This is a genomic window from Paenibacillus sp. Mc5Re-14 (assembly GCF_001049835.1).
GTDB classification, from domain to species: Bacteria; Bacillota; Bacilli; order Paenibacillales; family Paenibacillaceae; genus Paenibacillus; species Paenibacillus polymyxa_C.
Genome location: NZ_CVPD01000001.1, coordinates 3,520,258 through 3,544,219, shown reverse-complemented (window position 1 = coordinate 3,544,219; position 23,962 = coordinate 3,520,258). Strand labels below are relative to the sequence as shown.

The following is a 23,962-nucleotide window of genomic DNA, read 5'->3' as shown; positions in this document are numbered from 1 at the left end:
AATCAAGAATTTTCTCATCGGGACTGTTTGTCTTACTTCTTGTTTAAAAAAGCAAAGCACTCCATAGTGTTCAAGAAATATATCTCAATTTAATACGTTGGGAAGCTCTGTGAAGCGAAGACTTCACTGCATTTTCACTCTTGTTTAAAATTCTAGCCGTTTCCTTTATGGAGTATCCTTGGAGTAATCGCAATTCAAGTACCGTTCTTTGCTCCGTATTACTAGCCAGCAAAAGAATTCGATTGACCTCTTCCTGAATTTCAAAATCGAAGGTATCCGAGTGGTAGTAGAGCATTTCCTTACGCAAAGTATATTCATCCATTTTTTTTCGTTTTCTCATTAAATCTATAGCTAAATTTTTGGCAATTCTCAAAAGATAGAATCGAATACGATCTTCGGGCAAATCAGGAGAAGCTCTTATGAAACGAATAAAGCATTCCTGCAACAAATCTTCGGCATCCTGTTTGTTATGCAACATCCTCAATAGATAACCAAAGAGATCTGATTTGCAAGATACATATAGATCCTCCAGATCTTTAATATCCATATTATTGCTTATCCCTTCTGTTTTGATTGAATCGGTACGTTACTTGATAGTTTTAAATTCATATCCCTGCTTTTTTAAATATCTTATGATTTCAGGCAAGGCTTTGGCTGTTTCTTCCTTCCCGTAAGTGTCATGCATGAGTACCACTGCTTTTTCTCTATTCCCCATATTCCTCATGAATTCGCTAATTAATTGCTCAGCATTCTTAGGTGCACCTTCTGCATCTTTAGGTAACACATTCCAGTCAATCTGATGATAATCCTTATCATGTAGAGCTTTGTCCAGTACTCCCATACCATCGGGGTCGTTTTTCTGCCATGTCATATGACCGCCTGGAAATCGAATCACTCTTGTCGAAAAACTCTGCCCCAGTATTTGTTTTAAAATTTGATTTGTTTTTTCAATGTCGCTCATAAAAATGCTCGAATTCTTCTTCTATTTCTCTTTATCCGATTAGCTCTGGTTCTATTTTGCGCATAGCTTTTTTCCATAGTATTTGTTCCTCCAAAATCTAGAAGCAGTTCACGTTTTATGTTGCGACCATATGCCCATTCAATTATTCGTATCTCAATGCATCTATTGGTTTTAATCTTGCTGCTTTATAAGCCGGGTATACCCCAAATAGAATGCCTGTGCCTGCGGAGCTAAGAAACGAGTATAGGATCGGCGAGATTGTAAATTCAATGGTCATGTGTGCTGTTGCTTCGATTATTTTGGAGGCGCCTATGCCTGTAACCACCCCGAGCATCCCCCCCAGCAGACCAAAAATGACGGCTTCGGACAGGAATTGAATCATAATATCTCTTGGCTTGGCACCGATGGCTTTTCGAATCCCAATTTCTTTCGTGCGCTCTATAACCGATACCATCATTATATTCATAATTCCAATTCCCCCAACCACGAGCGAGATCGCCGCTACACCTCCCAGCAAGCTGGTCATGATATTATCTACACCGGATGCTGCACCTGCTGCTTCGGACAGACTCATTACTTGGAATTGATCCGGTTCCGAAGGTTTTAGCTGATGCGTCACACGCAAGCTTTCCAATATGTCTGATTGAGCCTGACCCATCAAGCCTGGTGACTTGGCGGATACCTCCAGACCAGTAATGTTTTTCTCACCCAGACGGTTCATCATGGTTGTAGCAGGGATGTAGATTTGATCATTGGTACTGTAGCTTAAATTCGTAACAGGCTGGGTATTTAATACTCCGATTACTTTGAAAGGGATCTGTTTGATTTGAATCGTTCGTCCCAATACATTTTGGGTATCCCCACCAAAAAGACGCATAACCGCTTGGCTTTCCAAAATGGCAACATTCCTACGTTTATCCATCTCATCGTTGGTAAATGTTCTGCCCTCGGCAAAGGAAAACTTTTTGGCCTTATAAAATGAAGCAGATGTCCCTACAATGGTTGCATTATAGTTATATCGACCCCACGCAGCTTTTGAACTGTTTGAAATGCGGGGCATCATTGCTGCAATCGAACTCTTTTGTTCCAATGCCTCGACATCTGTCCAAGTAAATGAGGGCAAGGTGTCCTGATTTATTTCTTCCTCGGTCATTGGCATGACGGGAGCAACCAGAAGCACGTTATTCCCTAACTTATTGATTTCCTCCTTAATACTGGCCTTTGAGCCATTCCCGATGGCCATAATGGCAATCACCGCTGCCACCCCGATAATAATACCGAGTATCGTTAAAAAGGAGCGCATCTTGTTGGTAGTTAAGCTATTCATCGATACACGGATCGTTTCCATCAAATTCATAGACTTACCACCCTTGATGAAATTCGTCTATTCTTAATCGGCTCATCTCGCTCAATGTTACCATCCCGAAAGCTGATCAATCGTTTGGCATATTCCGCTATTTCAAGTTCATGAGTAACCAGGACAATGGTTTTTCCCTGTTCATTCAAACCTTGGAACAGCTCCATAATCTCGATGCTTGTCTTCGTGTCCAGTGCGCCCGTAGGCTCATCCGCCAGTAGAATGACTGGATTATTCACCAATGCCCGGGCGATGGAAACCCGCTGCTGCTGGCCGCCAGAAAGCTCATTAGGCTTGTTATACATCCGTTCTGCAAGACCCACCATCCGAAGCGCCTCTATAGCTCTTTCCCGACGCTCCTTGCCAGGAACACCTGCATACATCATAGGTAGCTCCACATTTGCTAAAGCTGTAGTACGAGGAAGCAGATAGAATTTCTGAAACACAAAACCTAGCTTCTGATTTCTAATCTCTGAAAGTTCGTTTTCACGAGCATCCAATATGGAATATCCATCCAAATAGTATTTACCCGTATCCGGATGATCCAGGCAACCAATGACATTCATCATGGTAGACTTGCCTGAACCAGAGGGCCCCATGATAGCAACAAACTCCCCTTCGTTAATAGATAAGTTCACACTGCGTAGAGCCTGAATCTCCTGACCGCCTACTTCATACCTTTTTTTCAGCTCTTTAATTTCAATAACGGTGTTATTGGATTGAGTTTCACTCATTGTGTCTGCCCCCCTCCACTGCCATTCGGGTCAGCACTGCTGTTCTGAGGAGGAATAACAATGGTTTCACCTTCCTTGACACCGGACTTGATTTCGGCCTGATCCGCTGTATAGATACCCAGTTTCACGGGTCTAAACTCATAATCCGCCGGATTCGCCGCGTTCTTCGCCACATATACTCCATCTACACCGCCTTCAGATCTCAAGGCAAACAATGGCACAGACAGCGCATTTTTGTGTTCAGCTAACAGTAGAGATACATCCATATTCATCCCCGGTTGCAGCCTTATGTTTTGGCTATCCAAAGACAATTCAATTTTGTATGTAGTCACATTGGCTTCCGTCACCGGCTCTGGAGAAACAAAGCGTACTTCGCCTTTAAATTGTTTGTCCGGGAATGAATTCGAGTGCATTGTCGCCTGAAGTCCGGTCTTTAATTTAGCAATATCACTTTCGTTCACCTTGGCAAGAACCTTCATAACCCCTGTGTTGGAGTTATTCATGACAATAAAAGGTGCAGTAGGACTAGTGCCCACATCGCCGTTGACCTTCAAAATGATCCCGTCCCACGGCGCCGTAACCTGTAATTTACTTAGAACACTTTTCTTCTGCTCTAATGCCGTTTCAGCCTGCAATAAAGAAGCTTGTGCAGATTGGATGTTGGAAGCTTCAGGTGGGGACTGTGCAGCCTTTAATTGTATTAATGCTGTTTTATAGCCCATTTCCGCCTCTTCGATCGCCTCAGTTTGCTTGGTCTGTGCCTTCTTGTACTGCAGCTCTGCATTGCTCATATCCAGTTTTGCCTTATCCAGATTTTGCTTGGCTGTCGCCAGGTCACTTTCTGCTGCCGCATCATTCTGAACCAGATAAGCCTGGTCATCATAATCCTTCTGGGCTTTATCCAAAGTCATCTTGGCTGCCTCCTTTTGCGCAGCAGCTTCCTCTAATTCCATCCCGTTCTTGGCTGTTTTAATCGCCATCTGTGCCTTTAAGACATTTGCTTTCTGTAGCTCGATATCATTCGTTTTGGGTCCGCGCTTGGCTTCGTCCAGTTTGGCCCTTGCAATTGCGACATTGGATTCGGCATCCTTAATTTGCAGCCTGGCATCTGAATCATCTAGTCGTGCTAGCACCTGACCTGCCTTGACGCTATCTCCTGCTTTGACATTGACAGCGACGAGCTTGGCACCCTCGACATTTGTAAAATTAATATTTACTTCCTTGGAAGCCTGAACGGTTCCAGTAACGCTAAGCGACTCGGTTATGTTAGCTTTCTGTACCTGTACGACCTGATTCGCCGGAGCCTCCACAGGCTTTTCCTGGCCCCTTTTCATGTAGAGCGTACCGCCAATTCCCGCTATAATGAGCAAGATCAGAATACCTATGCTCCTTTTCACTCTTCTTTTTTTTCTTAATACTTGTAATGAATCTTTATCTTTCTTTTCTGTTTCCGACAATGTTATATCCCCTTAAATTGTATTTTTGCTAAATCCTATACACTCCACGGCTTGTTTAAAGCATGTTGCAGCAGCGTCATTTGAACAATGAGTTCATCCATATTCCGTTCGATTTGCTTTACTTTCAACTGATTCGTGGCGACCTCCGTACCTGTTGCAAATCCACGTGCCTTTCTTTTGCGAGAAATGTCCAACACTTTATTAAGGTTCTGTAGATTACTTCGCATTTGCTCGTATTGTTCTTCATTTTGCTGTAAGTTAAAGTACATACTCTTCAGTGTTTCTGCCAGTTGATCCTTGGTATTTTCCAGTCCGCCTTGTGCTGAATCTACATCTATCTGTTTAATTTCATAGTCATCCGTCCCCGAGTTCCACGTGTAATATTTAATTTCCATTTTTGCTAGTTTGACTGCCTCCTCCTGTCTCCATACCGAAGGACTCGCTGAGATGGCACGCGACACCAGTGTATCCAGATTCGTGTTATCCATTTTCCGGTAAACGGGTCTGTCCACCAGTTCATATAAATTTCCTTGTGACTGTCCCATTTGTGTATTAAGCGAATCTAGCGCTTTTTGCAGCGCAGCTTTTGCAATGTCTACATTTTTTTGAGCCTCTATACGAGTCTGAATAATCGTACTTCGATCACCTGGAGAAATTTTTCCACGGTTAGCCTTCGCTTCAGCAGCTTTTTCCTCCAATTGCGCGAGCAAAAGTGCATCCTCACTACTCTTGACTTTGTTATCAGCCAGAAGTACGTCATAATAGTTTTTCATGGCAGCGTAGTCTGTCTGATCTTGGGCAAGTTCGATTTGCTTTTTGGATTCCAAATAAGAAACTGTCGATGAAGCATACCCCTTCCATGCTGAACTACTAGCCGCATCTTCTTCACCGTTGCCTTGACCTGCCGGAATGAAATCCAGATTCTTGCCTGCATTTTTCAGCATAATCCGGTTGCGATCTATCGTTTGCTGGGCTTCCTTCAAGCTAAAACTATTGGATCGTGCCCACTGCTGGGCTTGACTCAATGTTAATTTCACACTTGCTTTGGTAACCTGCTGCTGCGCCTTCTCTGCTTGAACAAAGGACTCTGATAAAGAACTGGCCGACAAGGCGAGCAGCAATAAGATGAACATACGTTTTTTCATAGATATCCCCACTTTAAAAATATGGTATCGATTTAAATATAGTTTATAATTACGTTGTTATACGAATTATGTGTTTTCTTCTGTATCCCACTTGAGACCTTACCTTCTATTCGGTGCACATTCCAGAAAGGAGGAACACCGTCCTGCCCTTCTGCAACTTTTTACACACAACGTACCGTTCCTTATAGTATCTTTAAATCTAATTGACGAAGATACAGAGAACGTACAATAAGAAAGGAAAGAAATTGGATGGCCCAGAAGCACAGCATAATCTGAATCAGTGTAAGATGAACGGGTACTCCATATATTACAGATGGTTCTGACATCACTAAACAAAGCACCATTCCCATAGACGATACGACTAATGGCAGAAGAAACAGGAATGCAATTTGTCTGGAAGCCGATTGTCTCATTTCCCTTGAGTTTAGTCCAATTTTCGATAAAGCTCGGTATATTTCTTCATCTCGCTGAAGATCTACATATAGTCTGAAATACAGCAGGCTTACTGTACTTGCCAACATAATAATGGCGATAAATCCGCCAATAAATTCACTAATAACCAGATCCATCTCCGATGTCAAATAGTCTACGGCCCTAGAGTTAAGCACCCCTTTATTCACCTTATTGGCCAACACAGAATACAACCATACCTCTTGTTGAGTTTCAGAAGTTTCTAAGGAAAGCTGGCCATTCTTCCATTTGGGCACAAAATAATAAGTAGATTTAAATGCCAACGGATCATTGAAATACCGATGTTCAATTAAATAGTCGTAAGTTCGATCAGAAACAACAAGTAGCCTTCCAAGTTCAGAGACGATATTTCCATCAAACTTCAGGTTATGATCTATCGTCTTAGTATCCATAATCTCAAGATTCATCATATGAGATTTCCCTTGCTTGTAAGTTAGCTTTTTTTCAAAAAGGGTTTTCTTTTCTTCGAGAGGCATCTCGTTTGGATCGATAATGAAAAAACCTTGATTCTCCCGAAGCGTAGGTACCTGTTTTAGCTTCTTAAACTTGGAAGCAAGTGCCTCATAGTTGGATTGTTTCATCACTGGCGCAATCTGTTCCCGAAAAGGGAAGACTAATACTTCACCTTTCCCATAATCCACTCCAGCCGTATACAGATTTTGGTCAATCTCTTTTTCAAGCTCGTTAGAACTTACAACATCCGAAGTAAATGCAAATGAATAAGATTGCTCCCTAAGAAATCTTTTTTGCTGTTGCATGGAGTCAAAAGTTGATGCGGCTCCTACACAGGAAATGATAGAAATGAGGGTAATTAATGAAAAAAGCCCGGCATTATTCCTCATTTTATATGTGATCTCAGATAACCATAACAAACGCGATCCGCTCCAAGACCATTTCCTGTTAGCTCTAAGCAATTGAATGAATAGTACACATGATTGAGTATAAAATAAGTAAATACCCAGAGATCCCATTATAATTGTATATTTAAAGGTGTCTCCAACCGAATAGTGCAATATATAAAAGGAAAGGGTCCCTAAACGATAAGGTGCCAGATAAATGTAGGGTGAAAAATCAAGCTTCATTAAATATACAGCCGCTCCGATTAATACTATGGCAAGAATGGACAGACTCCATGAAGCTTTAGGCTCTTTGTTGAGCTGAGGAGCCTTGCTAAAAAGCTGCTGTAGTTTAAAACGTCGGATAAAGAAAACAGACACAAGTGAGATCAATATAAACAAAAACATAAATCCAATTCCTGTAAAGGCAAGTGCTTTCCAGGGAAAATAAAATCTTAAATACATTCCTATGACATTGGAACCCATCAGCAGGAAAAACTTCGCTGAAACAAATCCTCCGATCATCCCGGTCACCAATGATAAAAAGCCTATAATTAGATTTTCAAAAGCTACCAAAAAATAAATTTGCCTATGACTTGCTCCTAAAATGGTGAGTATACCAAATTCTTTCTTACGTGCAGCAACAAAGATATTATTTGTGTATAATACGAAAAAAAAGGAAAATATAAAAATCAATAGATCCGCAACCTGTAATCCCTTTTTTACATTAGCTGCTGTGATTACATTCGAGACATCCGGATGAAAAATAAATACCGCATATACGAAAAAAATCGTAATCATCAAGGAGCTGCTTAAATAATAAGGAACGTAAGCACGCGCATTACGTTTGAGATTATTCCATGCTAACAGACGAAAGCTCATGTGCATGTCTACTTCCCCCCAAAAAGGAGAGCATATCTATGATTTCCTGAAAAAATATTTGCTGACTATGACTACGACGGATTTCATTATATAACTCACCATCTTTAATAAAAATGACCCGGTCGCAATAGCTGGCTTCCAAGGCGCCGTGTGTTACCAGCACAATTGTAGAATAGTCTACACGGTGGACAAGGCTCAGCATTTCCATTACAACACGCGAAGACTTGGAATCGAGATTTCCGGTTGGTTCATCTGCAAGCAGGAGCGAAGGAGAGTGAATCATAGCTCTGCCTATGGCTGCACGTTGTTTTTGTCCCCCTGACACCTCATAAGGCCGTTTGTCCAAAACATCTGTAATATCCAGTTTTTTCGCTACTTCTTCCAGTTTGTGCTCCATTTCCTTTAACCCTTTTTTATTCAGCATCAGAGGAAACAGTATGTTCTCTCCCAAAGTGAGGGTTTCCAACAAATTATAATCTTGAAATACAAGCCCCAGTTCTTTGCGGCGAAATAAAGCCAGCTTATCCTTCTTGAGCAGATGTGGATTTTCCCCTTTAATGCTAACCTCGCCAGAAGTCGGCATATCAATAGTCGAAATCATATTTAATAATGTTGTCTTCCCACTACCAGACGGACCCATAATGCCAACAAACTCACCTGGTTGAATCGTTAAATGGATATTGTTGAGAGCTCGGTGTGGAACCTTACCATAGTATATTTTGGTGACTTGATCCATTCGTACAATCTCCATCGTTCATTCCTTTCTTTTTCCTATGTCATGATCATAATCCATCCGGAACAGAGCGTCGATCGATTAACATTACAAAAACCTTAAATGTGTTGTAAGGTTTCTTATGGGTGTATTGGAAACAGAATTTCAACAGTCGTTCCTTCACCTACCGTCGATGTGAGTTGAATGTCATGATTCAACCTTTTGCAGATTTCTGCCACCAAATAGAGCCCCATCCCCGTAGATTCACTATACTTCCGTCCATTTTCACCTGTGTAATAAGCCTCAAATACCCGCTCTATATCTTTTTTAGGGATGCCAATCCCTTCATCCTGTACTTTCAACACAATCACATGATCTCTTACGTCAGATATCAATTTCAGGCTGTGGGCATAACCTGAAGAATACTTTATCGCATTAGTCACCAATTGATTAATGATAAATCTTAACCATTTGGCATCGGTAATCACACTCAACTGCTCGTCCACTTCATTGGAAGGATAAATTTCGTTGCGGATCAATAACCTTTTGTTATCGTAAATCACTTCACTAACCAGCTTTCGTAATACAACAGGCTCTACATGAAAGTCTGGTTCAAAGGATTCCAATCGTGACATATACAAAATCATGTCCAGTCCTTTTCCCATTCGATCAATCTCATCGTGAATCTGATCCGACTCGGGATCTATTTTTCCTTTGAGAATTAAATGAATCACAGCTAGGGGCGTTTTCATCTGGTGAACCCACTGGTTAATGAATGTGATGTGATCACGCTGCTGATGCTCCAATTGATGAATCCGAGACTGGTACAACTGGTAGAACTGCAAAAGCAAATGCTGTAAAGAAGAGGCTAACGGATTAAGTACCTTCATCTGAATAAGCTCATCTAAATCTCTAATGTTAGCAGTGGATAATATTCGATATAAACCAGAATACATGACGTACCGAAATAGCAAATAGACCAGCAAAAGGATAAACCCAAAAAAGACCGAATACAAGGCGGTCGACAAGTTACGATAACCATCCATCCAGTAAATACTCAACACAAGAAAAAGTTGGATAATATTAAAAATGATCATGGAAAAATGATCACGCCAAAACAGCTTCACTGTTCTTCCTCCTCAGTCAAGTGCAGCCGGTATCCAGCTCCTCTAACCGTTTCTATAATATCCTCCAACCCCAGTTCGCTCAGCTTTTTACGGACACGGGTAACATAAACGTTCAGCGTATTTTCTCCTACATATTGGTAATCATCCCATAACGCTTCTAAGAGATGAACTCTCCCTACAACCTGCTTGGGATATGTCATCAGTAGCTCCAGTAGTGCAGCTTCTTTATGGCTCATTTCTACTTGCTTGTCATGAAACACCAGCTCCATAGTATCAGGATATAAAGTTAAGCCTGACACTGTTATGGTGCGTGATTTTTGGGCAACTGCATATAAACCATAGGCACGTCGCAGATTGCTTTCTACCTTGGCTAACAGTACTTCGGGATGAAACGGTTTGGTAATGTAATCATCTGCTCCGTTTTGCAAAGCAATGACCTGATCCATTTTATCATCACGCGCGGACACAAACAGGATGGGACAAGTAGATTGAGTACGAATTTGCCTGCACCAATAAAATCCATCAAAACGAGGTAAATTCACATCCAGTATGACCAAATCAGGCTTTACCTTCTGGAAAACACCTAAGACTTGATCAAAATTTGAAACGACAACTCCTTGATAACCATATTTCTCAAGATAGGATTGGAGTAAGGAGCTAATTTGAGGGTCATCCTCTACGATTAATATTTTATGCATCGTGTTTTCTACCTTCTTAGTGCTTGAATTTTAAATCACATGATTTTCTCTATATAATGCCTTTATTTGATCGTCCAAGCAATAACAACAACCGAATTCCTTTTATTTGTAGCTTAGGAGAGTCTCATGGTGTAAATTGAATCCCGAATGATATGCATGGTGCCAAACACCAGAGTGATTAACATGACAATTATAATGGCGATAACTATTACTGTAATCATGATCTCTTTATAGTTTTTTAACGTTTCATTACAACATAATTTCGACTTAAATACCTCTTTAATTTTATGCTTTGAATATTTCATACTTTGCTCACTTCTCTCCTCGGCTCGCTATTTTCCATACTAATTAGCTTCTATCTAAGGAACAACAGCCAAAGCTTACAAAAACATTACTTTGTTGTAAGGTATAAAGAATTCAGATCATCAGAAGCGTGTGTCTTTATAAAAAAATGAGTCGGGTTCTATGACCCGACTCATTTTCCGATATTTCTACTAATCCCAGATAGGAATGTCCCGCGCTTATGCCTCTTAATTTTGACTTGATGCACTTCTCTCTTGAAGTGATCTACACTTCAAACTTATTTAGATAAAGAAACTGCACCTCTATTTGTCGTATCCCCTTGTTGTTCCGCTAGAGATATACCTAGCTTCAACTCAGAAAGAATGCTCTCAAAATCACGGATCGTGCTTTCAATGGAAATTGTGAAACTTCACATATTTATGCAGTCCAGTTCGCGAGTTGTTTGTTTAGTGTCAACAAAAGTTCTTCCTTCAATTAGTTCAGATTTAAACTCTGCGATACGTAATGGAGCAAGATTCCCCCCATACCACCTGACGTCCACAAAGTTATTCCGGAGAATATCTTCTTGTAATCGGAGCTGAGGAATGTTAAAAGCCCTCAATTTTTGTCATAAAGATACAACTTCCTTCCTATTAATGTCACTCATTTCTTAACTTTCACAAAATCAATATCAAACCAAAAAGTTAAGCTTAAGGTATTCATTTGATACAATGCCATGCTTAAGGAAGCTATAGTTGTAGTCAAAGAATAGCTAGACTTATAGTATAAACTCTTTTTAAAAAATTTCTTTACCAAGTTTAGTGTCCTTATTATCTCTTATTAAAAATTCTATATTTTTGCGGAGATATTCCCTCCCAGTTCACAAACCACCCTGTAAACGGCGATGAATTCTCTAATCGCAATTCTTTACTAATATCAGACATGGACCACTCTGTTGACTTGAATACATGTTTCGCCTCTTTCAATCGAAGTTCAGATATGTGTACTGTTGGGACTGACCCCATAACGTGAGACAAATCATAGTGAGCTGACAAATGAAAAGAAAGCTTCAGACCGGATGAATCAGTCTGAAGCTTTCTTTGTTTCGTTTAGCGCGTTTTACTTAACTATATCAAACACCGTACACTCTGTATTGCTCTCCCTACCAAGGCGTTTCCGTTTTGTGTTCAATCACTTTCAATACTTTGGGTTCAAGAATCCGTTTCAATAGTTCCAGCGTACGATCGTCAACAGTAGCTCCACCATGCGGATCGGCTTGGATTTGTTTTTTAGCCTGCGTACTTGCGATAACGTCCATGACTTGTTGTTTGGAAATCTTTTTAGATGCTGCGATCTCGACGACAGATGCCCCCTTTGCCAATTCTTCTTTCAAGTCTGCTGGACTCATGTGAAGTAAAGAAAAGAGCTCTTCATCGTTTAAAAAGGCATCTGCAGTATAGTCAGGCTTGCCGTTAGTCATGAAAAAGCCTTCCACGGATGGAGCAGGGCCGCCTCCGATCAGAGAAACGCTGATCGTATTCCCTTGAACGAATGCCTGATAAAACGGCGTTGTTGATCCCTTTTCGGTGTAGTTCAATATAAATGTTTTTTGGTCCGGTGTCTGCATCGGCTCCATGTTACATTCGTACTTACTGGAGCTGCCGTACAGTTTGTTAATGAGGTCATCTACTTTCGATTTGATTTCTTGATCGGATAAGGAGTTGACCGGCTTCTCCTGAGGCTCCCAATTCTCTTGGTTCACTTGTTCGATTTCACCCGTGATACCGTTCAAATCAAGTCTGACCTTTTTGCCGTGAGCTCCCTTTTCCTGCAGCACGATGCTTGTTTGAATGGCTTTCCCCTGACTTGTATTCGTGGGGTCTCCTCCAATCTGGCTGGCGTCGATAATTTCAAACGATTTGGTTTCCGGATAAGAGCGATACAACTTTTCAAGCGCTGCTTGGCCAACCGCATCCATCTTGACTTGTTTGGCTGTCATCGGTGTTCTCGTAATCATTTCAATCAGGGGAGGGGCCGCGAATGCCGCGGTTGGAATCATAATTATTGCAGCGACGATGCTGCCGATCAATCGTTTTTTCATCGTTTTTTTGCTCCTTTGCCGTTGTACGTATTGAGAATAGGATTGTTCGACTCGTTTGGAAACAGCCGGGGGGCATTCCATGGTCTCTGCTTCTTGGTGCAGGTACTCGCTGATTTGGCTTTCAATAGGCATTGTTCTTTTCCATCCTTTCCAAGGAGAGATTTCCCAAGTGTTTTCGAAGCGACTGCAGGCCGGCATGATATCTGGACTTAACTGTACCCAGCGGAATATCGAGTAATGTCGCAATCTCCTCCAGCCTATAGTCGTGGTAAAAGCGGAGTATGATCACCGTTCGCTGTTTATCGGTCAGCTTGTGCATGGCCTTCGATATTTCAGGGTCTGTCCCATCCGTCCTCACCGTGGTCTGATCCCAATGACGCTCTTCCCGAGAAAAGACACGGATGCGTTCGAAAATTCGGAATCTCCTCCAGCTTTTCACCCGGAATCTTTGCACTTGTCGGATGACCAAGCCGTGCAGCCAGAAGTGGAAAGGACGATTCGGATCGTAGTTGGGAAGCGAGGCCCACATTTGCATGTAGATCTCATTCATAATATCTTCGCGATCCTGCGGATGATCCACCAGAAAAGAGACGGTCCGGTAGACATCCTTATAGGTGGCATCATACAACGTGTGAAACGCCTGCTGATCTCCTTCAATCATTTTTGTGAGCACGTGGTACATAGATTCACTTTGCATTCAGAGGGCCCTCCTAAGTAAGCAGCTTACACCCTATATTGTCGCTCGATGGAAAAAAGGTTCGGTTTTTATGTTCTCGGTTGGGAGTCTATGGATTGCGGGAAGACAAGCAGTGGCATGAAAGCGTGGAAGACATCTTGTTCTTTCCGTCAGATTGAACGGTGAGCTCAAAGAATTGGGCCTGCTGTCGGACCATTATAACAAGGTCTAGAAATGTAAAAATGGCCTTCATGCAGCAGGTTATATTTCTACTAAAATCAGAGACAATAATTTGTTAGGTCAAATTGAATATGGCTACCAAGACCCCCAATTTGCAAGAGACGAAGCCAACAAAACGCAACACTGGCTGCTATGCAGCTTAAGTTTCCAACTATGATTACAATTGTGAAGGCCCCTGTTGCTTAACGACGTAGCTGATCCCAAAACGTGAGACACATCAAAACATCTTCAAGAGAATCAAGCCATGTCGTAAGATATGGAGATAACCTTGTAGGTGTTTTTACATCTGAGATTAATCTGGACTCAAGCTCATCAACTTGTACGCTGAAAAAACCTATGCTTCTATTAATGCTCCTTGTGATACCCCAATGATCTGTGAGAATTCAGTTTGATTATGTTGTTCCTCATTAGCCCTCCTTCTGTCTAAAAATTAAAAAACAGCCCCAAAAATAATTTTATTTATCGGGACTGTCAAGTTATCTAAGCTATTAAGTTATTCTTATGAAGAGGTTTATCTTACAACATCATATATAAAATACCCTGTCCATTTTCACTATAAAAACATGAAAACTCGAATCAGTGAATAATAAACACTCAGGTATTAGCTTCGCTGTCTCATCGCCTCGAATAATAACACCGTAGAGGCCATGGCTGCATTCAGTGATTCCGCTTGTCCCTGCATTGGAATGAATACTGATTCATCCACCATACTTGCGGTAGCAGCAGAAATACCCTGGCCCTCGTTGCCAATCACGAGCCAAGTGGATACACGCAAATCTATGGTATAGCATGATAAGCTTGCATCGAGCGAGGTGCTGAGCAAGCGGGCACCTTTGCTTTTGGCCTGCGGCAAAAGCTCTTCCAGACTGCCTTCGATCACTGGAAGATGAAACAATGATCCCATCGTGGAGCGGATCGTTTTGGGATTATATAGGTCGGCGCAACCATGACCCAATATAACGCCTGCGGCTCCAGCAGCGTCCGCACTGCGAATGATAGTGCCTACATTGCCGGGGTCCTGCACACCGTCCAGCACCATAACCAGCGCATCTGGTTGCTCCAGCAATGCTGCGAATGCGCTACGCTCCTCCTTACGCACGATGGCAAAGACAGACTGCGGCGTCTTGGTATCGGTGCATTTGGCAATGACCGCCGCCGACACGGGAATCCATTCCACCGGCTGATCGGCTGAATCCAGACCATTCAGCTCGGCAGGAATCCCCTTGTCCAAATCATAGGCGACGCTTTCAACAGCCGCGTTCGAACGCAGCGCTTCCTGCACTAGATGAATACCCTCGACAATATATTTATACTGCCGTGTGCGATGCTTTTTTTCGAGGAGTTGCGACCATTCTTTTACACGTGCATTATTCGGTGAAATGATTTCCATTGGTTTAACCTTCCGTTTCTAGGTCTGTTTCTTTAAAAATAAATGATGCATCACTTGTACTTGAACATCAAACCTCTCTAAGCTGCAAAAGCCAGCTCCAGCTTGGTTAGATCGTCCTTGTGACCCACAATGATCAGCACATCACCCGCTTCCAGACGATCCTCGGCATACGGTGAAATGTTCATCTCCTGGTTTCTGCGGATCGCCATTACATTGCAGCCGAAGCGTGCCCGTATGTCTAGCTCCTTCAAATTTTTGCCGATCATGGAATCAGCGGCTCGCATCTCCAAAATACTGTAGTCCTTGGACAGCTCAATATAATCCAAAATATTAGGAGACGTTAAATGGTGGGCTACTCTCAGTCCCATATCCCGTTCAGGATAAACCACTTTATCCGCACCTATTTTTTGCAGCACTTTTCCGTGCAGTTCATTTTGTGCTTTGACCACAAGAGCAGGCACACCCATGTCCTTGAGAATCAATGTCGTTAGAATGCTGGCTTGTATATCTTCTCCAATTGCGACTACAATTACGTCAAAATTGCGGATACCCAGTGCTCGCAGTGCTTCCTCATCGGTCGAATCGGCAGACACTGCATGCGTCACAATATTCGACATTTCCTGTGTACGCTGCTCGTCCGAATCGATAGCAAGTACATCAAACCCCATCTCACTCAGCGCGCTGGCAACACTGGAACCAAAGCGCCCCATGCCAATGACCGCATACTGTTTTTTTGCCATTCCTTCTTTACCTCCCGCTCACCATACTGTCCGTCATAGTATAGCATATCATGCTACAAACATAAATTTTGACATCCTTATTCCAAATGCTTCTCCATGTATACTGGGCCACAGCCCAAGCCATAATACATTCGATCACTATTACAACATACGGGAGGTACACATGCCCATTACAATGGATTTACGACAAGCGATTGTTCACAAAGTTCACGGCAAATCAGAGGCTGATCTTACGGATATGATTATTGGATCAGTGGATGGACCGGAAGCCGCTTTGCCTGGATTAGGTGTCATTCTTGAAATCGCATGGAAGCATATGAGTCCAAACCAGCAGCAGGATTTCGTCCATTTGGCACATGAACAAATCGATAAAATCAAACCCGTGCCCTTAACCTAACCCTAGCTATTCAACTTCTTGTTATGCTTTAATTGTGCTCATTATTTTTACCCGTATTCGAAAATAAGAATAGTCCACTCGCATTCATGTCGAGTGGACTATTCGTGGTATATATCAAATGACTGAGATCAGATTGCTCTGCATATAAAATTTTATGGAGCCATTTCCAAAAACTTAGCGGTTGGATTTTTTTCCATAGCCGTACGCATGGCATACTCATTTTCGAACAAGGCTACATAATTGCCTTTCTTATCTTTTACCAGCGTAGAGTTGATACGGAACTTGCTCGGATCAATCTGCTCATCCACAATCCAACGTGCAAATTGGAACGGCATACGTTGAAGCTGTACATCTACCCCATATTCACCCTTCATGCGGTATTCAAATACTTCAAATTGCAGTTGGCCGACTACACCTAGTAGCGTATCATCAAAGCTTACCGTACGGAACACCTGAATCATACCTTCTTCGGTTAACTGGTCGATACCTTTCAGATACTGCTTGTGCTTCAAAGCATTTTTTACAGTAACCTTGGCAAAAATCTCAGGTGAGAAGGTCGGCAGTTCATCAAATACAACCTCGCTGCCTTGACTGAGTGAATCGCCAATGCGGAAAATACCCGGATCAAACAAACCAATAATATCTCCAGGAAATGCCTCTTCGACAATATCACGGTCCTGTGCCAAGAACTGCTGTGGTTGGGACAGCTTAATTTCCTTGCCCATCCGAACATGCTTAACACTCATCCCACGTTGAAACTTACCGGACACGATACGCAAAAATGCGATACGGTCACGGTGAGCCGGGTTCATATTGGCCTGAATTTTAAATACATAGCCAGTAAACTTCTCGTTCGTTGGCTGAATTTCCCCAACTGTACTGTGGCGCGGTTCCGGCTTAGGAGCAAGCTGAAGGAAGTTTTCCAAAAATGTTTGCACACCAAAATTATTAATAGCACTTCCAAAGAATATAGGCGTTAATTCTCCACGCTGTACTTTTTCCATATCAAAAGGGTCACCTGCGACATCAAGCAACTCTAAATCTTGGCATAATTGGTCGTGCAAATATTCGCCCGCCATCTCGCGAATAATCGGATCATTGTAACCTTCCACTTTTTGTACTTTGATCGTGGAATGGTCATCTCCCTGAAACAACTCAACCTGATTTTTGACACGGTCATAAACACCGCACAGATCACGCCCTGTACCAATCGGCCAGTTCATAGGCACTGAACGGATACCAAGAACCTGTTCCAGCTCCTCCATCAGATCAAAGGGACTGCGTCCTTCACGGTCCAGCTTATTAATGAAGGTGAAAATCGGTATTCCGCGCTTCGCACAAACCTGAAACAGCTTGATCGTTTGCGCTTCCACACCTTTTGCTACGTCAATCAGCATGACCGCACTATCTGCGGCTGTTAATGTGCGATACGTGTCTTCACTGAAGTCCTGGTGACCCGGGGTATCCAGGATATTAACGCGATGCCCATTATAATCAAATTGCATCACTGAGGATGTTACCGAAATCCCCCGCTGTTTTTCAATCTCCATCCAGTCACTCGTCGCATGCTTGCTGGCTTTACGAGCTTTGACTGTACCTGCAAGACGAATAGCGCCCCCGAACAGCAGCAACTTTTCCGTCAGTGTCGTTTTACCCGCATCCGGGTGAGAAATAATCGCAAACGTACGCCGTTTGTCGACTTCCTGTTGAAGTATATCTGTTGTTTTACTCATTTCACATATCCCTTCATGATCAAATCCATTGCATTTCTGCTCAAGCTATTCATAAAAAGGCCATGATGCACGCCTATGTTCATAAGTTCATCGGCTCATTGCCGTTAGCTCCAGTATTCGGCATACTCCGTCACCATATTCATGATAAATACGATCTATTTACATGTTTTAGCCTGCCTTTAACATATAATCAGTTGCAAACTGAAAACCTGAGACTAAGCTATTATAGCATACTCCGAACGCAAAGCATCCCCTTACATCCTAAACAGGACATAGGGGGATGCATGACAAATCGGGATTACTGAGTGCCGCCTACTCGCCAGATGACATTATCTTCATCCTGACCGCTAACCGGCCACCACTTATAGCCATCCTGCTCTAACAGCTTGTGAGCACCATCAGGTCCCCATGAGCCTGCAGCATAGGTTTCCAGTGTATCCGGGGTCTGCTGCCATGCTTTGGCGATTCGATCAACGAATCCCCACGCTGTAGCAACCTCATCCCACCGCGTGAAGTACGTCGAATCACCCTCGATCGCATCCATCAGCAACCGTTCATACGCCTCCGGTGAGTTGATCCCCACCATACAGCTTTGGCAAAAATCCATAGCCAGCGGCTCAATATCTGATTCCGAACCGGGTTTCTTGGCATTAATTTTAATGTAAATGCCCTCCATTGGATTGACCCGAATGACGAGCAAGTTTGGTTCCAGCTTATGCTTTTGACCGAGATATACATTGGTTGGCATGCTCTTAAATTCCACAACGATCTCCGTAGTTTTTACAGGGAGACGTTTGCCTGTACGAATGTAGAACGGTACACCAGCCCAACGGAAATTATCTACAAACACACGTGAAGCAAAATAAGTCTCTGTATTCGATTGTGGATCAACCTTGTCTTCTTGACGATACCCTGGCAACTGCTGACCTCGGTAACTGCCTTCAGTATATTGACCACGTACCACGTTGGTCTTCACATCCTCAGACGATTCAAAAGGTCGTAGTGAACGTAACACTTTCACCTTTTCATCACGGATATCCTCTGGTAACAGACGACTAGGCGGTTCCATCGCGATCATCGTAAGCATTTGCAGCATATGGTTCTGTCCCATATCGCGCAAAGCGCCAGAATGATCATAATAACCTCCGCGTTCCTCCACCCCTACCGTTTCACTCAGCGTAATTTGCACATTGGCAATATGCTTGTTATTCCATAGTGGTTCAAAAAAGGCGTTAGCGAAGCGAATTACCTCGATATTTTGAACCATTTCCTTACCGAGATAGTGATCAATTCGATAAATTTCTTCTTCGGCAAATACTTCACGTATTTCAATGTTCAATTCTTGTGCAGACTCGAGGTTGTAACCGAAAGGCTTCTCTATAACTAGACGATTCCAGCCCTTGCCGTCCAACATGCCGCCCTCTTTCAAGCTCTTCGACACACTTCCGAATAATTCAGGCGCCAAGGCCAAATAAAACAACCGATTTCCCGGTATGTTAAACTTACCTTCTATAGCCTCCGTTTGCTGTCTCAGCTCATGAAACCCATCAACATTGTTGATATCCAGCGATTTATATTCAAAATGCTCGGCAAATGCCTGCCATTCTTGATCATTTTCTGCTTTGTAGCGACTAAACTCCTGTATGGAAGCGTACAGGTCATTACGGAATTCTGCTTCTGTGCGGGGACGTCTTGCTACACCAATAACAGCAAAATCTTCAGCAAGCTTGCCTTCGCGGTACAAGCTGTAGATAGCAGGAAATAACTTGCGGCGAGCCAAATCGCCCGTAGCACCAAAAATAAACAGAACTGCACCTTGTGTCACAAGAGATTCTTTAACAGGTATGTCAGCCATGAAGTACCTCATTCTTCCCATGTCAAGATTCCGCAATCCACAATCCTCGAAATCCGCATGTAGTATTGTGTATATTTATACAAGATCATACTTGATTTTCGAAAAACATGGAACTAAAGATTTGATGACATTTTAACATATTCTACATGGATAAGCTATCCGATGAATCATAAATTTACCTTATAAGTCAGTATTCAATTGTGATAATCGGAAAACCGAGTGTTATACGTTTATTCTGCTGCGCTCTATTTTCATGTACCGCCATCTGCATCTGGACTTGATGCTCACCGCTTTGCACCATTAATGGCAGTTCTGGAGCTTCATAAGATACAGCTACTGTGGTTGCATCTGTGTATCTTTCTTTAGCCTGCATGGAGATATCCCCTGCTAAGCTTGCTTCTGTCCGTTTCATCAGTTGATCCACGCTTTCCTTTGCTTGCAGCGAACGCTGAACGGAGGTGTTCCACTGCGCTTGAACCCCTATCGAATGTAATTGCTCGGCACAAAGCTTATGAAGCTGAATCAACTGCTCACGTCCTGTGTCGCTGCTTTCCAGTTGAACGACTACATACCATTGTCCAGCTTGACGTTCCATCATATTTAAACGAATTTTTAAATCCTCACGATCACGAACAGAGCGATATAGTGTGTGCCCATTTTCTACGAGTTTGCTTGCTGTGGGTATATTCAGTTGCTCAGCTATCTGTGCCACTATATCTGCCGGATCTCCATGATTAGGAATCCAATCGCCTTGCCATTTTACAACCAGCTTATCCAGTGTACCCGGGGTTTGATCCGAGAGGATTAATAACGAGCGTAAAGCCGCTTCTGCCTCACGGGAATCAGTTCCGTTGGTCTGAAGAGTTCCGTAACGCCAGCCAGCCAGTACCAACACCGTTCCTAATACCAAAAATGCAATAACTCCCTTTTTAATCATTTCTGCTTTTAACATGGCCGTTCTTCCCCCTCCATAACCATTTATTCTCCGCATACACACAATGGAATGCTTTTTTTTCGGCTCGATTGAAATCTATGAATCTATCAATAGCATGCCCGTTGCCAGAGGTTTTATACGCAGAGGAAGTCAGCACACCCTTTCAGAATATTCATTCGCCTACTGGGTGTTCGACCATACACCGTAGGCACGATAAGAATAGACTATAATCACAACGCATCTTACACCAAAAGAGGTGAAATCATGTTTCCCATTTATCCAGTAAATGAAGCCAATGTGGCACCTCATGGCGGACGGATGGTCTGTGCCGTTATGCGTGATGGTACACGACACATTGGCATCTTAAGTGGGTGTAGCAAAGGTAAGCTGATGTTGAACGGATATCCATCCTCCTTTCCTGGTAGTCTCTATGCTGGAAGCTACAGTAACAAAGGAAAACAAAAAGCTAAAAAAAATTCCTCTAAAAAGCAAAAAAAGAACTCTAAAAACAAAGCTCGTTCTTCTGCCAAGCTAAATTCCTTTAATAGACCGCCGGACGAACTTCTAAATCCATACTTTCCTTATAACGTAGGCGCATTTGATTCAAATGGAAATAGGGGTTATGGAAACGGCAGAGCAGGCTATCGTGGTAGATATGGATACGGGGCAGGACTTATACTAGATCTGGCTTTAATCGCCTTTCTATTCCTCCTTATCTAAACACCGTGTTACAGAACACAAAAAAACCGGAGGACCATTCATCGTCTCCGGTTCTTTGTATTCGTCGTTTTACAATTTACTCTGCTAAGCCGTTCTTATAAGCATAGATTGCCGCCTGTGTACGGTCTTCCACTCCTAATTTGGCGAGAAGGTTCGTGACATGGAATTTTACCGTCTTAATCCCGATAATCAGTTCATCTGCGATATCCTGGTTGGACTTCCCTTGTGCCAATAAGCGAAGAACCTCCATCTCACGATCTGTTAGCTCCGTATGTGCAGGCGCTTCAGCCTGTGGCTGGCGAAACCGATTCATCATCTTAGAGGCCACCTGCGACTCTAGTACGGACTGTCCACGTGCAGCTGCACGGATCGCATCCGCGATCTCGGAAGCACGAGACGTTTTAAGCAAATAGCTGAATGCCCCTGCCTCAATGACCGGATACATTTTCTCATCATCCAAATAACTCGTCAGTACAATCACCTTTGTCTCTGGAAGCAGGCGTGTCACTTGGCGTGTCGTTTCGATACCATCCATGCCATCCATGACCAAATCCATTAAAATCACATTTGGCTTGTACTCTGATGCTAAGCGTATGCCTTCTTCTCCGCTACCGGCCTCGCCGACCACTTCAATCCCTTCTTCTGTCCCCAGCACCGCCGCAAGCCCGATCCGCACCATTTCATGGTCGTCTACCAGCAGTACGCTAATCGGTAATTCCGTTTCCATGATCATCGTTCCTTCCGCTTTCATCATAAATAACTGGCACAGACACCTCGATCCGTGTCCCTTTTCCCGGAGCCGTTATATACTGAATAGCTCCCCCAATTTCACTGACCCGCTCCTGCATGGTGGATAATCCATATGATGTCTGCTTTTTCTCATCCATTTCAAAACCAATACCATTATCCCGAATCGTCAACCTAATGGAATCCGGGCGTTGCACAATACGAATTTCCATACGAGTTGCTTTGGCGTGACGCAATGTATTAGACATCGCTTCCTGAACAATGCGAAACAAGTGATTTTCAATGCCCTTAACCAACTGTACTCCGCTTTCCATCTCAAAATCAATCTCCATCGGTACCTTTGCTTGTAATTCCTGTACCAAATCACGCAAACCCTGCTCAAGCCGTTTTCCTTCCAGATAGACAGGCCGTAGATGAAGTAGTAACGCCCGCATTTCGGATTGTGCCACGGAGGACATTTCTTCAATTAATGCAACTTGACGCTGCGCTTTATCAAAATCCTTGTCCAGCGTCCTACCCACAGCCGTCGCTGTCATTGAAATAGCAAACAATTGCTGCGATACTGCGTCATGTAACTCTCTGGCCAGCCGCTGCCGTTCCTCCACAATCGCAGTCATCCGTGCCTGTTCTGCTAACTGAGCATTATCCGTAGATAAGCGTTGTAAAGACGTTACTTGTTCCTGCCATTTACGCCCGATTCGTTCCAACTGCTCTCCTAGTCTGCCAAGCTCATCATGCCCTAGAGGTGGCAACTCACGTGCAGGGGTTCCCTTTTCCCACATCAGCAATGTCTCTCTCAACATTTCCAGTCTGCTTTTAAAGCGATAACTTTCATAAAATCCGTACATTGCCCCTGTACCAATCAACACCAGTATAACGGCTCCTGCTACTTTCAGTATCATTCCCCAGGTTGGGAACGACTTCACATATCCATATGTATACAGCATATAAAAGACAACTACGCCCACAACAACACACAGGAGGATACCTTCACCCATACTGCGGGTTACCATGTTGGACGTTTTTTTGTGATTCATCCCGGTTCCTCCTGGTTCAATAAAATCGAATACGGACATCGCCCGCCAAGTACGAAACGACAAACTTCACTTTATATTCACTCTGCTCAAAATGAGGAGACTTCCACACCAGTCGATTGAGCATCCCCGCCTCATGATCCCGGTCGAACTGAATCTGACCGAACAATACGAACATCTCCACCTCTACACCGTAATTATCCGGCAGCGTGATGTCAATGTCACCGAAGATCCCCTGTAAAAATATGACGGGCTCACGTTCCTCTGGAAGAGCGAGCGTCAAATCGGCATCCACATCACCAACCACATGCCATATGCTTGTGCTGCGCAAGCTCCATGGCACTTCATCCCATTTATGATTGGATATGAAATTGTGTTTGAATATGGAGCTTTGACCTTTATGCAGCTTCCTGGAACGTGAATAGAACACAGCCAGCGAAGCCAATGTGATCACTACAAACAAGAACAAATGATCCAGCACCAGCAGACCGGCACCGATGGCAAGCATCGTATAGCCCTTTTTGATTTTGGAATTGCGAATCTTATATATTCCGGCCAACATTAGGATCAGTGCAAACACGGAGAGGAACCCAATCCACTGACCGAATAAAATGATAATCCCGATGCCAATCCCTGCCAGTGCCAAGGCTGATTTTCTTTTCTCCATGCTGCACCCCCTTTTTTGTTTATACCGGAAGGAAAAGCCATAGTGGCGAAATATATCGCCATATGG

21 protein-coding genes and 2 pseudogenes are annotated in these 23,962 nt (G+C 43.1%); 2 read left to right on the top strand and 21 right to left on the bottom strand.

Annotation, left to right across the window (positions count from 1 at the left end):
- Positions 1-70: 70 nt before the first annotated feature.
- The 15 genes and pseudogenes from BN1546_RS16065 to BN1546_RS15990 form a co-directional block, all read right to left on the bottom strand.
- Positions 71-547 (bottom strand): RNA polymerase sigma factor, encoded by a 477-nt coding sequence (locus BN1546_RS16065; protein WP_090738290.1) that lies wholly within the window; start codon positions 545-547, stop codon positions 71-73.
- 39 nt (positions 548-586) lie between these two features.
- A pseudogene (locus tag BN1546_RS16060) lies at positions 587-961 on the bottom strand (polysaccharide deacetylase); the annotation flags it as partial.
- Positions 962-1,103: 142 nt separating this feature from the next.
- A complete protein-coding gene (locus BN1546_RS16055; RefSeq protein ID WP_090738286.1) occupies positions 1,104-2,318 on the bottom strand; it encodes an ABC transporter permease in 1,215 nt (404 codons plus the stop codon).
- Positions 2,315-3,052 carry an ABC transporter ATP-binding protein gene (locus BN1546_RS16050; RefSeq protein WP_090738285.1) on the bottom strand — a complete coding sequence of 246 codons (738 nt, stop codon included), beginning with the start codon at positions 3,050-3,052 and terminating at the stop codon, positions 2,315-2,317. Before BN1546_RS16050 ends, BN1546_RS16055 begins: the two co-directional genes overlap by 4 nt.
- On the bottom strand, positions 3,049-4,509 hold the full coding sequence (locus BN1546_RS16045; protein ID WP_090738283.1) for an efflux RND transporter periplasmic adaptor subunit: 1,461 nt from the start codon (positions 4,507-4,509) through the stop codon (positions 3,049-3,051). Before BN1546_RS16045 ends, BN1546_RS16050 begins: the two co-directional genes overlap by 4 nt.
- A gap of 35 nt (positions 4,510-4,544) precedes the next feature.
- Positions 4,545-5,654: a TolC family protein gene (locus BN1546_RS16040; protein WP_090738281.1), complete on the bottom strand. Its 1,110-nt coding sequence runs from the start codon at positions 5,652-5,654 to the stop codon at positions 4,545-4,547.
- 182 nt (positions 5,655-5,836) lie between these two features.
- Complete coding sequence (locus BN1546_RS16035; RefSeq protein ID WP_090738279.1) at positions 5,837-7,849, bottom strand: ABC transporter permease; 2,013 nt, start codon at positions 7,847-7,849, stop codon at positions 5,837-5,839.
- A complete protein-coding gene (locus BN1546_RS16030; RefSeq protein ID WP_013372981.1) occupies positions 7,815-8,594 on the bottom strand; it encodes an ABC transporter ATP-binding protein in 780 nt (259 codons plus the stop codon). The genes BN1546_RS16035 and BN1546_RS16030 overlap by 35 nt, the downstream gene beginning before the upstream one ends.
- Before the next feature lie 101 nt (positions 8,595-8,695).
- On the bottom strand, positions 8,696-9,682 hold the full coding sequence (locus BN1546_RS16025; RefSeq protein ID WP_058830357.1) for a sensor histidine kinase: 987 nt from the start codon (positions 9,680-9,682) through the stop codon (positions 8,696-8,698).
- Complete coding sequence (locus BN1546_RS16020; RefSeq protein ID WP_013372983.1) at positions 9,679-10,380, bottom strand: response regulator transcription factor; 702 nt, start codon at positions 10,378-10,380, stop codon at positions 9,679-9,681. Before BN1546_RS16020 ends, BN1546_RS16025 begins: the two co-directional genes overlap by 4 nt.
- A 1,112-nt stretch (positions 10,381-11,492) precedes the next feature.
- Entirely contained in the window at positions 11,493-11,687 is a 195-nt protein-coding gene (locus BN1546_RS28520; RefSeq protein ID WP_141651588.1) for a helix-turn-helix domain-containing protein, read from the bottom strand.
- A 137-nt stretch (positions 11,688-11,824) separates the two neighbouring features.
- Positions 11,825-12,895: a hypothetical protein gene (locus BN1546_RS16005; RefSeq protein ID WP_013372985.1), complete on the bottom strand. Its 1,071-nt coding sequence runs from the start codon at positions 12,893-12,895 to the stop codon at positions 11,825-11,827.
- On the bottom strand, positions 12,885-13,460 hold the full coding sequence (locus BN1546_RS16000) for a sigma-70 family RNA polymerase sigma factor (protein WP_090738273.1): 576 nt from the start codon (positions 13,458-13,460) through the stop codon (positions 12,885-12,887). The genes BN1546_RS16005 and BN1546_RS16000 overlap by 11 nt, the downstream gene beginning before the upstream one ends.
- A gap of 820 nt (positions 13,461-14,280) precedes the next feature.
- Positions 14,281-15,069: a TrmH family RNA methyltransferase gene (locus BN1546_RS15995; RefSeq protein WP_090738271.1), complete on the bottom strand. Its 789-nt coding sequence runs from the start codon at positions 15,067-15,069 to the stop codon at positions 14,281-14,283.
- A 77-nt stretch (positions 15,070-15,146) separates the two neighbouring features.
- Positions 15,147-15,815 (bottom strand): annotated as a pseudogene (locus tag BN1546_RS15990) (TrkA family potassium uptake protein); the annotation flags it as partial.
- Positions 15,816-15,972: 157 nt separating this feature from the next.
- Here BN1546_RS15990 and BN1546_RS15985 point away from each other — a divergent pair.
- Positions 15,973-16,206 (top strand): small acid-soluble spore protein SspI, encoded by a 234-nt coding sequence (locus BN1546_RS15985; protein WP_013372990.1) that lies wholly within the window; start codon positions 15,973-15,975, stop codon positions 16,204-16,206.
- Between the two features lie 152 nt (positions 16,207-16,358).
- Here BN1546_RS15985 and BN1546_RS15980 read toward each other — a convergent pair whose 3' ends face one another.
- The 3 genes from BN1546_RS15980 to BN1546_RS15970 all read right to left on the bottom strand — a co-directional run bounded on the left by BN1546_RS15980 (position 16,359) and on the right by BN1546_RS15970 (position 20,746).
- Entirely contained in the window at positions 16,359-17,939 is a 1,581-nt protein-coding gene (locus tag BN1546_RS15980) for a peptide chain release factor 3 (protein ID WP_090738269.1), read from the bottom strand.
- Between the two features lie 298 nt (positions 17,940-18,237).
- Complete coding sequence (gene zwf, locus BN1546_RS15975) at positions 18,238-19,794, bottom strand: glucose-6-phosphate dehydrogenase (RefSeq protein ID WP_013372992.1); 1,557 nt, start codon at positions 19,792-19,794, stop codon at positions 18,238-18,240.
- A gap of 187 nt (positions 19,795-19,981) precedes the next feature.
- Entirely contained in the window at positions 19,982-20,746 is a 765-nt protein-coding gene (locus BN1546_RS15970; RefSeq protein WP_090738267.1) for a YwmB family TATA-box binding protein, read from the bottom strand.
- 246 nt (positions 20,747-20,992) lie between these two features.
- Here BN1546_RS15970 and BN1546_RS15965 point away from each other — a divergent pair, with 246 nt between their 5' ends.
- Positions 20,993-21,448 (top strand): hypothetical protein, encoded by a 456-nt coding sequence (locus tag BN1546_RS15965; protein WP_090738264.1) that lies wholly within the window; start codon positions 20,993-20,995, stop codon positions 21,446-21,448.
- Positions 21,449-21,524: 76 nt separating this feature from the next.
- On the opposite strand, the gene BN1546_RS15960 is transcribed toward BN1546_RS15965, so the two are convergent.
- From BN1546_RS15960 to liaF, 3 genes are read right to left on the bottom strand one after another with little or no spacing between them, the layout of a single operon-like run.
- Positions 21,525-22,175: a response regulator gene (locus BN1546_RS15960; RefSeq protein ID WP_013372995.1), complete on the bottom strand. Its 651-nt coding sequence runs from the start codon at positions 22,173-22,175 to the stop codon at positions 21,525-21,527.
- Complete coding sequence (locus BN1546_RS15955; protein WP_013372996.1) at positions 22,153-23,232, bottom strand: sensor histidine kinase; 1,080 nt, start codon at positions 23,230-23,232, stop codon at positions 22,153-22,155. The genes BN1546_RS15960 and BN1546_RS15955 overlap by 23 nt, the downstream gene beginning before the upstream one ends.
- 16 nt (positions 23,233-23,248) lie before the next feature.
- Positions 23,249-23,896, bottom strand: coding sequence for a cell wall-active antibiotics response protein LiaF (gene liaF / locus BN1546_RS15950; protein WP_013372997.1), 648 nt, complete (start codon positions 23,894-23,896; stop codon positions 23,249-23,251).
- Positions 23,897-23,962 lie beyond the last annotated feature (66 nt).

What these genes read in the sequence shown, in the direction of transcription:
- BN1546_RS16030 (WP_013372981.1), bottom strand. Translation starts at nt 8,594, where the DNA reads ATGGAGATTGTACGAATGGATCAAGTCACCAAAATATACTATGGTAAG.
- BN1546_RS16050 (WP_090738285.1), bottom strand. Translation starts at nt 3,052, where the DNA reads ATGAGTGAAACTCAATCCAATAACACCGTTATTGAAATTAAAGAGCTG.
- BN1546_RS15955 (WP_013372996.1), bottom strand. Translation starts at nt 23,232, where the DNA reads ATGAATCACAAAAAAACGTCCAACATGGTAACCCGCAGTATGGGTGAA.
- BN1546_RS16005 (WP_013372985.1), bottom strand. Translation starts at nt 12,895, where the DNA reads ATGCCTATTGAAAGCCAAATCAGCGAGTACCTGCACCAAGAAGCAGAG.
- BN1546_RS15985 (WP_013372990.1), top strand. Translation starts at nt 15,973, where the DNA reads ATGCCCATTACAATGGATTTACGACAAGCGATTGTTCACAAAGTTCAC.
- BN1546_RS15995 (WP_090738271.1), bottom strand. Translation starts at nt 15,069, where the DNA reads ATGGAAATCATTTCACCGAATAATGCACGTGTAAAAGAATGGTCGCAA.
- BN1546_RS16035 (WP_090738279.1), bottom strand. Translation starts at nt 7,849, where the DNA reads ATGCACATGAGCTTTCGTCTGTTAGCATGGAATAATCTCAAACGTAAT.
- BN1546_RS16020 (WP_013372983.1), bottom strand. Translation starts at nt 10,380, where the DNA reads ATGCATAAAATATTAATCGTAGAGGATGACCCTCAAATTAGCTCCTTA.
- BN1546_RS16000 (WP_090738273.1), bottom strand. Translation starts at nt 13,460, where the DNA reads ATGCAAAGTGAATCTATGTACCACGTGCTCACAAAAATGATTGAAGGA.
- zwf (WP_013372992.1), bottom strand. Translation starts at nt 19,794, where the DNA reads ATGGCTGACATACCTGTTAAAGAATCTCTTGTGACACAAGGTGCAGTT.
- BN1546_RS15960 (WP_013372995.1), bottom strand. Translation starts at nt 22,175, where the DNA reads ATGGAAACGGAATTACCGATTAGCGTACTGCTGGTAGACGACCATGAA.
- BN1546_RS16065 (WP_090738290.1), bottom strand. Translation starts at nt 547, where the DNA reads ATGGATATTAAAGATCTGGAGGATCTATATGTATCTTGCAAATCAGAT.
- BN1546_RS28520 (WP_141651588.1), bottom strand. Translation starts at nt 11,687, where the DNA reads ATGGGGTCAGTCCCAACAGTACACATATCTGAACTTCGATTGAAAGAG.
- BN1546_RS15980 (WP_090738269.1), bottom strand. Translation starts at nt 17,939, where the DNA reads ATGAGTAAAACAACAGATATACTTCAACAGGAAGTCGACAAACGGCGT.
- BN1546_RS15965 (WP_090738264.1), top strand. Translation starts at nt 20,993, where the DNA reads ATGTTTCCCATTTATCCAGTAAATGAAGCCAATGTGGCACCTCATGGC.
- BN1546_RS16040 (WP_090738281.1), bottom strand. Translation starts at nt 5,654, where the DNA reads ATGAAAAAACGTATGTTCATCTTATTGCTGCTCGCCTTGTCGGCCAGT.
- liaF (WP_013372997.1), bottom strand. Translation starts at nt 23,896, where the DNA reads ATGGAGAAAAGAAAATCAGCCTTGGCACTGGCAGGGATTGGCATCGGG.
- BN1546_RS15970 (WP_090738267.1), bottom strand. Translation starts at nt 20,746, where the DNA reads ATGTTAAAAGCAGAAATGATTAAAAAGGGAGTTATTGCATTTTTGGTA.
- BN1546_RS16055 (WP_090738286.1), bottom strand. Translation starts at nt 2,318, where the DNA reads ATGAATTTGATGGAAACGATCCGTGTATCGATGAATAGCTTAACTACC.